Genomic DNA, 12,489 nt, shown 5'->3' with positions numbered 1-12,489 from the left:
CGACCATGACGACTGCCATCAATACTGCTGTGGAAAAGGGCGACGCCGCCATCGGCGCGCAACTGGTACGCGACGTCAGCCTGCCGGCGCTGGTGCTGCACCGCGAAGCGCTGGAGCACAACATCCGCTGGATGCAGAAGTTTGTCAGCGACAGCGGCGCGCAGCTTGCGCCTCACGGCAAAACCAGCATGACCCCGGCACTGTTCAAGCGTCAGTTCGACGCCGGTGCCTGGGGCATCACCCTCGCCAGCGCGACCCAGACCCGCGCCGCTTACGCCCATGGTGTGCGCCGGGTGCTGATGGCTAACCAACTGGTTGGCACGCCGAACATGGCGCTGATTGCCGATCTGCTGGCGGATCCGTCGTTCGATTTTTACTGCATGGTCGATCACCCGGACAACGTCGCGGATCTCGGCGCCTACTTCGCCACGCGCGGGGTGAAGCTGAACGTGATGATCGAATACGGCGTAGTCGGCGGGCGTTGCGGTTGCCGCAGCGAACAGGAAGTCATCGAACTGGCCAAGGCGATCACCGCGCAACCGGCGCTGGCCCTGACCGGTATTGAAGGTTACGAAGGGGTGATTCACGGTGATCACGCGGTCAGTGGCATTCGTGAATTTGCCGCGTCACTGGTGCGCCTGGCGGTGCAATTGCAAGACAGCGGCGCGTTCGCTATCGGTAAGCCGATCATCACTGCCTCGGGTTCGGCGTGGTACGACCTGATTGCCGAATCGTTCGAAGCACAAAACGCATCCGGACGTTTCCTCAGTGTGTTGCGTCCCGGCAGTTACGTGGCCCATGACCATGGCATTTACAAGGAAGCGCAGTGCTGCGTGCTTGATCGTCGCAGTGATCTGCACGAGGGCTTGCGCCCGGCGCTGGAAGTCTGGGCGCACGTGCAGTCGCTGCCCGAGCCGGGCTTCGCGGTGATCGCACTGGGCAAACGTGATGTTGCGTTCGATGCCGGTTTGCCGGTGCCGTTGTTGCGTTACAAGGCGGGTGTGGTGCCGGCAGTGGGCGAGGATGTCGGTGCGTGCAAAGTCACGGCGGTGATGGATCAGCACGCGTTCATGACGGTGGCTCCGGGCGTTGAATTGCGGGTGGGTGACATCATTTCCTTTGGTACGTCGCACCCGTGCCTGACGTTCGACAAGTGGCGTGTGGGGTTGCTGGTGGATGAGCAGTTGTCAGTGATCGAGAGCATGGAGACTTGCTTCTAAAGCTTGAGACCGAGTCGCGGCCATTCGCGAGCAGGCTCGCTTCCACAGGGGAATGCATTCCAAATTGTGGGAGCGAGCCTGCTCGCGAAAGCGCCCGTCCAGACACCAGCGATCAACCAGAGACACAACAACATGACCACCCTAAGCCCCTTGGGCCCGAACACCCCGCGCATTGCCCTGATCGGCGAGTGCATGATCGAACTGCAGCAGCGTGCCGACGGCAGCCTGCAGCAAAGTTTCGGCGGCGACACCCTGAACACGGCGGTGTATCTATCCCGCGCCATGGGCGACAAGGCCCAGGTCGACTACGTCACCGCGCTGGGAGATGACAGCTTCAGCGACGCCATGTGCCAGATCTGGAGCAGCGAAGGTATCGGCCTCGGTCTGGTGCAGCGTCTGCCGGGTCGCTTGCCGGGCCTGTATTGCATTCAGACTGACGCCAACGGCGAACGGCGCTTTCTCTACTGGCGCAACGAGGCCGCCGTGCGCGACTGTTTCACCACGCCAGCCGCCGCGCCGATTCTCGCGGCGTTGCCGGATTACGATGTGCTGTATTTCAGCGGCATCACCCTGGCCGTGCTCGGTGCGCTCGGCCGGGAAAAACTGATCCAGACCTTGATCGAAGCACGGCAGCGTGATGCGCGCATCGTCTTCGATAACAACTACCGGCCACGGTTGTGGGCTTCTGTAGAAGACGCGCGGACGGCGTATCGCAGCGTGTTGCCTTACGTTGATCTGGCGTTGCTGACCGTGGATGACGAACAGGCGCTGTTCGGTTTCGCCGATGGCGACGCGGTGTTTGCCGCTTACACGCAGTTCGGCACGCCGGAAGTGGTGCTCAAGCGCGGCGCCGAGGCGTGTCTGATTCGCTGTGATGGTGAGGCATTTGAAGTGCCGGCGCAGAAGGTCGGGAAAGTGGTGGACACTACGGCGGCGGGGGATTCGTTCAGTGCTGCGTATCTGGCCAGGCGACTGCTGGGGGGGAGTCCGGCGGAGGCTGCCGAGGCGGGGCATCTGCTGGCAAGTCGGGTGATCCAGATGCCAGGAGCACTGATCCCCAGAACCTGAAATGCAATCCCTGTAGGAGCTGGCGAAGGCTCGGGCCGCGATCGGACGATCTTTTGATCTTGTTTTTCAAGATCAAGATCAAAAGATCGCAGCCTCGTTTCACTCGACAGCTCCTACACAGCTCCTACACAGCTCCTGTGAGGAAAGTATTAATCCCGGTAAAACACCTGCACCAGGTGATAGCCGAACTTGCTCTTGATCGGCCCATGCACAGTGCGCAGCGGTTTCTTGAAAATCACCGCATCAATCGCCCCGACCATCTGCCCCGGCCGCACTTCACCCAGATCGCCGCCGCGCTTGCCGGACGGGCAGGTCGAAAATTTCTTCGCCAGCACATCAAACGCTTCACCCTTGGCGATGCGTTGTTTTAGCTGTTCGGCCTCTTCGGCGGTTTTCACCAGAATGTGGCGGGCTTGGGCTTTCATCGTGCGGTACCTGATAACGGGGTGACGGCGGGGCGCGGATTATGCCTCAAGTCACGGGGTTTGGCTGATCATCGTGCGGATCTTGCTGGCCAGCAGCTCAATGGCAAACGGTTTGGCGACCATGTCCATGCCGTCCTCGAGAAACCCCTGCCGCTCGGCGGCTTTCTGTGCGTAGCCGGTCATGAACAGCACCTTGAGGCCCGGCCGATGCTGACGGGCAATCTCCGCCAACTGTCGGCCGTTCATGCCTGGCAGGCCGACGTCGGTGACCAGCAGGTCCACGCGCAGATCGGATTCGAGCAGGGGCAGGGCGGTCTTGGCGTCTTCGGCTTCGTGGGCCTGATAACCCAGCTCCCGGAGCAGATCGAGCACCAGCATGCGCACCGCCGGGTCATCTTCGACGACCACCACGGTTTCACCGGTCGCCGTCGTCGGCGCTTGTTTTACTGGCACGATAGCCGGCTGTTCCGGTTCGATGCCGTACAACCGCGGCAAGTACAAGCGCACACACGTGCCCTGGCCTGGCAGGCTGTCGAGGCTGACATGCCCACCTGATTGCTGGGCAAAACCATAAATCATCGACAGGCCCAGCCCGGTGCCTTGACCAATAGGCTTGGTGGTGAAAAACGGATCGAAGGCCTTGGAACGTACGGACGGCGTCATGCCGGTGCCGTTGTCGCTGACCGCCAGCATCAGGTAATCGCCAGCCTTGACCGGTTCGAGCGTGGTGATATCGCTGCCGTCGAGATAGACGTTGGCCGTCTCAATCAACAACTCGCCGCCATCGGGCATGGCATCGCGGGCATTGATGACCAGGTTGAGCAGGGCGTTTTCCAATTGGCTGACGTCGGTGCTGACCGGCCACACGTTCTCGGCCAGGCGCAGGGTGAGTTCGATCGGGTCGCCCTTGGTCCGACGGATCAGGTCTTCCAGCGAATGCACCAGTTCATTGACGTTCAGGGTTTTGCGATCCAGCGACTGGCGCCGCGAAAATGCCAACAGGCGATGGGTCAATGCTGCCGCACGGTTGGCCGATGACACCGCCGCTTCGGTAAAACGACCAATCTCGTCGGCCCGGCCGTTGGCGATGTAGCGCTGCATCAAATCGAGGCTGCCGATAATGCCGGTGAGCATGTTATTGAAGTCGTGGGCGATACCGCCGGTGAGCTGACCGACCGCCTCCATCTTCTGCGCGTGACGCAAGGCATCTTCGGCGCGCTCGCGTTCGAACATCTCGTTCTGCAAACGCTGGTTGGCCTGGGCCAATTGTTCGGTACGGGCGCTGACCCGTTCTTCCAGGGTTTCGTTGAGATTGCGCAAGGCTTCTTCGGTTTTCTTGCGCTCGGTCTCATCGATCACAAAGATATAGAAACCACTGATCGCGCCGTCGGCGGCGTAACGCGGCAGGTAATTCATCAGCGCGTGGCGATTACTGCCATCACGGTGCGGGGTGTACAGGCTGAACGAACATGGTCTGCCGGCCAGCGCTTCGGCAATGTAGGGCAGGCGCAGGAAATAGGCTTCTTCACCGATGACTTCGCGAATGGTGCGGCCGTAGAGTTCCTGTGGCGTGAGGCCGTACCAGTCCAGATAGGCCGCGTTGTTCAGGCGAAAGCGCTCTTCACAGTCGACATAACTGATCAGGATCGGCATGGCGTTGATGATCAACTGCAGTTCGGTCTGGCTCTGGCGCAGCGCCTGTTCGGTGTGTTTGCGCTCGGTCAGGTCCAGCGCCGCACCGAGGAAGCGCATGGGCCTGCCGTGGTGATCCTTGTAGCAACGCCCGCGGGCGAACACCCAGCGCACCTCGCCATCGCCTTGCTGCAAGCGATATTCCTCAGCGTATTCGGTGCCGTGGGTGATGCAGTGTTTGATGCTGCGCGCAATCATGGCGCGGTCTTCAGGGTGCACGCCTTGCAAGTAATCGCTGATCGGCAACTGTCCGGCGAGGCTGGGATCGACGCCATGCAATTGGGCGAAATGCGCGTCGGCGATAAAGCGGTCTTCACCGATGTCCCAATCCCAGGTGCCAACGGCATCAGTTGCGGCCAACGCCAGTTGCAGGCGCTCTTCGGTTTCCCGTTGAGCCTTGAGGCTTTCCTCGGAGCGTCGCTGCAGTTCCAGAGCGATGCGTCGGCGTTCGTTGGTTTCGATGGCGGTGACCAGAATCCCGGCGACTTGCGCGGTTTCATCGCGGATCGGACTGTAGGTCAAATCCAGCCAGAAGTCGGACTCTTGGCCTTCGCGCTGCAGGGTGAAGCGTCTTTCGCTGTAGGTGCGAACCTGGCCTTGTAGGACGGCGCTGTAAATCGGGTCGGTAAAGTCGCGAAGTTCTGGCCAGATCTGGTGCGCAGGCTGTCCGAAAGCGTGCGGATGCTTGTGGCCGGCGAGCAGGGCGAAACCATTGTTGTAGATCTGCGTGAGTTGCGGGCCCCACAACAACAGCATCGGCATCGGCGAGTGAATCACGATGTCCACCGCGGTGCGCAGGCTCTGCGGCCAGTTGCCGGCAGCGCCCAAAGGGCTGCGGCTCCAGTCGGTGCGGGCGATCAGTGCCTGGGCGTCGTCGTTGTTCGGTACAGCATTCATTACATCAGTCCTGAGCGTGGTTCGGTGAGGCGACGTCTATCATTGTTGCAGTTGATCTGCGCCAGGCGTAGTTCATTGTCTGTTCATTGAATGCTTCGCGGGTGTTTTTTGCCATGGAAATCGATGCACTGTTGTCAGTTTTGTCCAATAAAAACGGTTCGGATCTGTTCCTGTCAACGGGAGCAGCGCCCAGTGCGCGCGTCGACGGCGTGCTCACGGCGTTGAGCGAACGACCTTTCAAAAACGGTGAAACGGCCGCCATCGCAGCCTCCCTGATGGACGCCGAGCAACGACGGGAGTTCGACCGGGATCTGGAAATGAACCTGGCGATTTCGCGAACGGGCATTGGCCGCTTTCGCGTCAATATCTTCAAACAGCGCAACGATGTATCGATCGTCATTCGCAACGTCAAACTCGACATTCCGCGTTTCGCTGATCTGAAACTGCCAGCGGTACTGCTCGAAACCGTCATGCTCAAGCAGGGGCTGATTCTGTTTGTCGGTGCCACCGATTCCGGCAAATCGACGTCGCTGGCTGCGCTGATCGACCACCGCAATCGCCACAGCAGCGGGCACATCATCACCATCGAGGATCCGATCGAGTACATCCATCGCCACCAGCGTTCGATCATCAATCAACGGGAAGTCGGGGTCGATACGCGCAGTTTCCACGCCGCCCTGAAAAACACCCTGCGTCAGGCACCGGATGTGGTGCTGATCGGCGAAATCCGTGACCGCGAAACCATGGAACATGCGCTGGCATTCGCCGATACCGGGCATCTGGTGCTCTCGACGTTGCACGCTATTAACGCCAATCAGGCGCTCGACCGGATTATCAATATGTTCCCGCAAGAGCGACGACCGCAGTTGTTGCAGACGTTGGGCAATAATCTTAAAGCCTGTGTTTCCCAACGATTGGTGCGCACCGTTGACGGGCAGAGACGGGCAGCTGTGGAAGTCATGCTGGGAACGCCGACTGTCAGAGATCTGATACATCGTAATGAATTAGGCGAGCTTAAAACGATCATGGAAAAATCCGTGGCGCAGGGTATGCAGACGTTTGATCAATCATTGTTCGATTTGTTTGAGAGTCATGTTGTTAACGAAGAGGAGGTGATGAAACATGCCGACTCTGGAACCAATCTGAAGCTGAAGATCAAGCTGAAAGTTGAGGGTGGGATTGGCGCGGGCGACGGGAGTGATGGTTGGGGTTTATTGGAGTAGTTGTTGTTTTTTTAATTTCTTACATACGAACTTATAAATGTTTGATGGCGTCTTTGGCGATGAGTGGGGTTAACTTTACTTGCTCAGCTAGAGCGCATCTATATTTATAAGGAAGTCGTGATGTTATCTGAAAGTTCAGGGAAGTTATTCAAGTCTTACAGCGTTGCCCATCAAGAGCAGCAGCGCCGACAAGCGATTGACGCTGAAGAGCGAGAGGCCGTACTTGCTCAGTTGCGCGATGCAGTCAAAGAGCAAGGCGTTGATCCGGTTTATAGCTGGCAGGGCTACGCCGTTGATGTGCAGGCGGGATCGTCTTTTCATGAGGTTTTTAATCCTGGGCGCGTGCTCTGGAGCAAATTGCTCGACAACGAGCGGATTATGAGTGAGCTACGTCGCCATCGTGCGCTTAATACCGTCTTGGTCAGAGTAAATGAAAACGGTGGGGTCGAAGTCTTTCGAAAGGACACCGGGGAATGGCATGAAGTGGATATCGACAATATCCCCCATCGTACCCGCCTTTATCAAAATGTTCTGCTGGTCGGTGATATCGCCAGGCAGGCTCGTGGATATATCTACGACGCCGATGACGTCAACATTGATCAATGGCTAAAGTTCCACAATTTGCCCGTCCCGCAAACCTTGGTGCAAACCCAGAATCTGATCGGTTACTTCGAATTCAATCCGCAGGTGGATTCGCTCGGCAATTTCTGGGAATTGCTGGATGCAGAAGATCATTCGCTGATCGTGCTGTCTGCCGAACAATGCCGCGCCATACGTTCGGTAACAACGCAACTGGTGGGAGCAGGCCAAAAGCTATTGGACGTTCTGCACCGTAATACCGGACAAACATCCGTCACCGCAGAGAATGCTGACGGATGGATTGTGCGTGTACTTAGCCATGACTATGCGCGTGATCTGGCCACGGCTTATCTGCAAAAACTGCAGTGGCTGGGTTCGCAGCCGGGAGAGATACCATCAAATCGTGGTCTCGCCAAGTTGTTGGTAACTGCCCTGTTGCTGGATATCGACCCATCGATTGGCGGTAACGCCGTTCGCAAGTCCATCGCAGGCCTGCAGCTTTATGCCCCGAGCAATGTCGGCCGCCAGGCCTCCGTTATTTGCCAGGAGCTACGGGCCTTTTTGGTAGCCAAACAAATGGCATCGGCCGGTTTGGCAGCCGTTGCTGCGCACTTGTTGCTGACGGGCATTGCTCCGGAATTTATGGTCAAGGGTATTCCGTCTTCGCTACTGATGGGGTCGGTGGAATGGATGAGTTATTGCCGCGCCGTCGTCTTGGCCGAGTCTGTGCGAAAGGGCGCTGCGCGGGTGATGAGCTATGCGCAAATAGTCGCCTATGGCGAACTGGAGCCACTGGGTGAGGCGCAGATACACCTGCGTGATATGGCAATGATCGGCCCGATGATCGACTGGGCATTGATCAATGATGTGGTGACGTCGTCTGAATTGGCGAATAAGGAAAAGGCCACCACAGAACGTGCGCTGTCTGCATTCCAGGAGTATGCAGACAACTTCGTTCCGCGCTTCGGGCGGCTGCCGGACAGACGTCTGATCGCAAAAGAAGCGCTGGAAGATGCCGCGCCGTTGTGTGACTTTCTGGAAGAAAAAGTACTTCACCAGCATCCGGGCCTCGGCGCGTCTCCGACGGCCGCCTGCATGATCGATTTGCATATGTCCGGCGATCTGTCTGGAGGGGCTTGGGATCGGCCGGAAATCTTCCCGGATAACGTCTACTCCAATATTCCTTCCTTGCATGGTGGTGTGACCAACTACGAACGGCCCAAACGTCATGACCCTTCGGTTGCGAGTATCCACGAAGAATTTCCACGGCTACGTCGCCTGCGCCCGAATGACCAAGAGTTTCATCGCCAGTTGCGGGTCTATCTGGAAAACCTCAATCGCTCGTTGGTTGCCACGGTGAAACTGGCGCTTTCCAACATGCCTCATAGGGATCTGCAGGCCTTTCTGACAGGCACTGTCACCTTCTTTACCTTCCGCGACCGTGCGATTGAAACTTCGTCGTTTCGCGCCGCCGGACCTTTTACCTTTGAGGTGGACTATGAAACACGCCAAGGCAAGGATGCTGCCACCGGGCGTTTCGGACTATTGATGTGCGTGTCAAATGGTGCGGAGCTGACTGCCTATGAGCTGTTTACGTTGCGGGGCGAACTGGTAAAGAATAATCAGCTTGGTAATGAACTGGTCAGCAGAGGCTTGTTCCAGAAACCCGCCAGACTGGATTTTAAGGGTGATCTGAAGAAACAAGACGAGCCCATCGCTAAAACGTCTTTCAATATTGATTTCTCCAAGTACTTACATGGCGATTCTCCAGACTTCAGTTCAGGATCTGGTCAGGCCATCGCTGAAAAACTGGGCGTGCTGAGCGCTGCTGCCAATCCGATCCAGCTGGACAAGAGTGTTTACAAGAACTTCAGCAATCCACAACTTGTGCGCCTGGCCGACTTCATCATCAATCATCATCCTGTCATCAAGTTTGAAGAACTGGTAGCGGCGGCCACCGAGCCAACGGAACTCGAAGCAGAGCGGGCCAAAGGCGAGAAAATCGCCACTTACTTCGTTGATCTGGCCGTGCCTTTCAAAAAATGTATCGAGGACATATCAACGGGTGAGCACAATCGAGTCGTAGACGGGATCTACGGTTGCCTCATGGATGCCATTGCTTTGGGTGGCGCATTCTATGGCGCCGGTGTCAAAGCCTTGAGCATTTCCGCCAAGGCAATCTCTGCGGCCGGCAAAGCCGCGCGCGTGACCAAACTAGTGGTGGCAACCTCCGTATCGGCTTTCAATCCGGTGGATGGAGTACCCACGGCGGTGTACGGCGTCGGCAAACTCGTTCACAAGGGATTACTGCGATTCAGCAAGCCTACGCTGGAACTGTTGGGACTGGCCAAATCTCAATTGACCACGTTGCACGGCAGTAATAAAGGCAAGCACCTGATCCGCTCAGCGGATAATGCTTCAATAGCGCATGGTACCTGGCGGCCGAATGCTTCAGCTTCGGACACGCTCACGGTGCTGGCGGCGCGCAATAACTACAAGTGGTATGCACTGGATAGTTTGGGCAAGCCCTGGGGGCCGGCTCTGGGGCATTTCAACTTTACTGCGTCACTTCGGTTGCCGCGTGCCAATCACACCTTGCCCGTCAGTTATACACGACTGTTCATCGAGCAAAGCTTGCCCCGGGCACGGGCAAAAATAGAAAGTGCAATCAGTGTGTTGACCAGCCATGACTACCGGGCTGAGCGCGATGCGCTGATCAAAATATTGATGGGCCAGACCTCCAGCGATGCGGCGAATCGTGTGTTGGATTATCTGCGGTTGGTCAGGGCGGATTTTGCCGGCGTTTCCATGAGCAACTTCTTTCTCGATCCGCTCAAGGAGACGAACGACATCGCTGAGTTTGATGCGCAGGCCTACCAGCAATGGAAGCGCGCCGGTGGGCAGAGTCCGATTCCGTTCATCCAGATCAATACACCCAATATCAATCGACAGTTCATCGATAAGGGCATGAACCACGACGTAGTAGCGGATGATGTGATTCACGAGTTATTTCATGGGGTCGTACAGAACAATGATGTCGGTTATGCCCTGGATGTCGATGGCGTTACCAAGGGTGGGCAACAGCTGGACGTGGCTGCACTGCTTAATCTTGCCTTGGGGCGACTGGCGGTTGCAGATTCCAGCAACGTCTTTCACCCAAGTACCAAGGCCTTTGAAAACGCCGATTCTCTGGCAGTGCTCACCTCGCTCCTCAGCCAGATGAGCACCGATAAAGTGACGTTTGAAAGCAATCTGCGAGTGCTTCGCGCAGCCGTTGACAACAATGTCGAGGGCACGATTATCGGACCTGTATTGATCAAACTGAACGCCACATCTACACACGATCTGACTGATCCGCCCCTGGCAGATGGCTGGGTCAGACCGGTGTAGTCATCTGGCGCAAATCTGTTGTACTAGATCTCCAGCTCCGGCCGATCCCGAAACTGCTCCAGCGCTTCGGGATTGGCCAGCGCATCGGTGTTCTTCACTGGCCGTCCATGCACCACTTCACGTACGGCCAGTTCGACAATCTTGCCGCTGATGGTGCGCGGAATGTCCGTCACCGCAACGATCTTCGCCGGCACGTGCCTTGGGGTGGTATTGGCGCGGATAACCTGGCGGATGCGTTGTTCCAGCGCCTCATCCAGCGCTAACCCTTCACGCAACCTGACAAACAGCACAACCCGCACATCATCCTGCCACTGCTGACCGATGGCGACGCTGTCCAGCACTTCGGCGATTTTCTCGACCTGGCGATAAATCTCTGCCGTGCCAATGCGCACGCCTCCCGGATTGAGCACGGCGTCGGAGCGGCCATGGATCAGCATCCCGCCGTGCGGCCGTTGCTCGGCGTAATCGCCTTGTGCCCAGACGCCCGGAAAGAGGCTGAAATACGATTGCCGCAGTTTCGTTCCGTCGGGGTCATTCCACAGACCGATCGGCATGGCCGGAAAGTGCCGGATGCAGACCAGTTCGCCTTTTTCGCCAATCACCGGTTGGCCGGCGTCATTCCAGACTTCCACCGCCATGCCCAGGCTCTTGCCCATGATCTCGCCGGCCCGCACCGAGGACAGTGGATTGGCATTGACGAAGCACGAAACGATATCGGTGCCGCCTGACATCGACGCCAGGCACACATCCGGTTTGAAGTCGCGATAGACGAAATCGTAGCTTTGCGGCGATAACGCCGAACCGGTGCACAGCAGCGTCTTCAGGCTACCGAGGTCATGACTTTCACGGGGTTTCGCACCGCTGCTTTCCAGGGTGGCGAGGAACTTGGGGCTGGTGCCGAACACGCTGATGCGTTCGTCGTCGATCAAATCGAGCAAACGCTGGTTGTCCGGGTGAAACGGCGAGCCGTCGTAGAGCACCACGGCGCTGCCGACCGCGAGCGCCGAAACCAGCCAGTTCCACATCATCCAGCCGCAGGTGGTGTAGTAGAAAAGTCGATCGCCCGGGCCGAGATCGCAATGCAGGCCGTGTTCCTTGACGTGTTGCAGCAGTACGCCGCCGGTGCTGTGGACGATGCATTTCGGCACGCCAGTGGTGCCGCTGGAATACAACACGTACAGCGGATGACTGAACGGCACCGGGACAAAATCCGCTTCGCCGCCGGCTTGATAGAAGTCATCCCACAAGGTCACTTCGGCGTGAGTCCGGTAAGTCTCGACGTGGGCGTGCGGCTGGGCATAAGGCACGATGATCAACTGCCTTAACGTTGGCAGTTGCTCGAGTATTCCGTTGATCTTGTCAGTCTGGTCGATGGTTTTGCCGGCATAGCGATAACCGGCGCAGGTGAGCAGCACCTTGGGTTCGATCTGGCCGAAACGATCAATCACGCCGTGGGTGCCGAAATCCGGCGAGGAGCACGACCAGATCGCGCCGAGGCTGGTGGTGGCCAGCATCGCCACTAGCGTCTGCCAGGTATTCGGCATGCACGCGGCGACACGATCACCGATACCGACGCCGGCGGCCTGCAAACTGGCTTGAAATCCGGCGACATGCTCGGCGAGTTCGGCCCAGGTCAATTGCTCGCGCTGACCGTTCTCCGCCACGCTGATCACCGCCACTGCATCGTCACGCCGGCGCAGCAGGTGTTCGGCGAAGTTCAGCGTGGCGCCGGGAAACCACTCGGCGTCGGGCATGTTTGGGCCTTCGCGCAGCACCGCATCGGGCTGAGTGTGGAAGCGGATATCGAAGAAATCGACAATCGCCTGCCAGAACTCCGGGCGCTGCTCGACGCTCCATTGGTGCAGGGCAGGGTAGTCGTCGAGTTTCAGCGAGTGCCGTTGGTTCACGGCACGACGGAAGGTGTCCATGCGCGATTGGGCGATACGGGTAGCGTCGGGTTGCCAGAGGATGTCGGACATTGTTTGCCTCTTGTTA

General features: G+C 57.9%; 7 protein-coding genes. 4 read left to right on the top strand and 3 right to left on the bottom strand.

The features are described from left to right. Nucleotides 1-5: 5 nt before the first annotated feature. Entirely contained in the window at nucleotides 6-1,220 is a 1,215-nt protein-coding gene (locus ACM6JQ_RS25960; RefSeq protein ID WP_414894913.1) for an amino acid deaminase, read from the top strand. Nucleotides 1,221-1,352: 132 nt separating this feature from the next. Next, on the top strand, nucleotides 1,353-2,288 hold the full coding sequence (locus ACM6JQ_RS25955) for a sugar kinase (protein WP_414894912.1): 936 nt from the start codon (nucleotides 1,353-1,355) through the stop codon (nucleotides 2,286-2,288). Between the two features lie 149 nt (nucleotides 2,289-2,437). Here ACM6JQ_RS25955 and ACM6JQ_RS25950 read toward each other — a convergent pair whose 3' ends face one another. Continuing rightward, nucleotides 2,438-2,713 (bottom strand): peptidylprolyl isomerase, encoded by a 276-nt coding sequence (locus ACM6JQ_RS25950; RefSeq protein ID WP_007912322.1) that lies wholly within the window; start codon nucleotides 2,711-2,713, stop codon nucleotides 2,438-2,440. A 51-nt stretch (nucleotides 2,714-2,764) separates the two neighbouring features. Next, nucleotides 2,765-5,302 carry a PAS domain-containing sensor histidine kinase gene (locus tag ACM6JQ_RS25945; RefSeq protein WP_095113364.1) on the bottom strand — a complete coding sequence of 846 codons (2,538 nt, stop codon included), beginning with the start codon at nucleotides 5,300-5,302 and terminating at the stop codon, nucleotides 2,765-2,767. A gap of 113 nt (nucleotides 5,303-5,415) precedes the next feature. Between ACM6JQ_RS25945 and ACM6JQ_RS25940 the strand changes: the two genes are divergently transcribed. Together ACM6JQ_RS25940 and ACM6JQ_RS25935 are read left to right on the top strand one after the other, a co-directional pair. Beyond that, the gene (locus ACM6JQ_RS25940) at nucleotides 5,416-6,525 is read left to right on the top strand and encodes a PilT/PilU family type 4a pilus ATPase (RefSeq protein ID WP_414894911.1); all 1,110 of its coding nucleotides are present in this window, start codon (nucleotides 5,416-5,418) and stop codon (nucleotides 6,523-6,525) included. Nucleotides 6,526-6,645: 120 nt separating this feature from the next. Next, nucleotides 6,646-10,494: a hypothetical protein gene (locus tag ACM6JQ_RS25935; RefSeq protein ID WP_414894910.1), complete on the top strand. Its 3,849-nt coding sequence runs from the start codon at nucleotides 6,646-6,648 to the stop codon at nucleotides 10,492-10,494. Nucleotides 10,495-10,517: 23 nt separating this feature from the next. Here ACM6JQ_RS25935 and ACM6JQ_RS25930 read toward each other — a convergent pair whose 3' ends face one another. Further along, entirely contained in the window at nucleotides 10,518-12,473 is a 1,956-nt protein-coding gene (locus tag ACM6JQ_RS25930; protein WP_414894909.1) for an acetoacetate--CoA ligase, read from the bottom strand. Nucleotides 12,474-12,489 lie beyond the last annotated feature (16 nt).

This window comes from Pseudomonas sp. IT-232MI5 (assembly GCF_949767845.1).
Classification (GTDB): domain Bacteria; phylum Pseudomonadota; class Gammaproteobacteria; order Pseudomonadales; family Pseudomonadaceae; genus Aquipseudomonas.
This window is presented reverse-complemented; position numbering and strand designations above follow the sequence as displayed.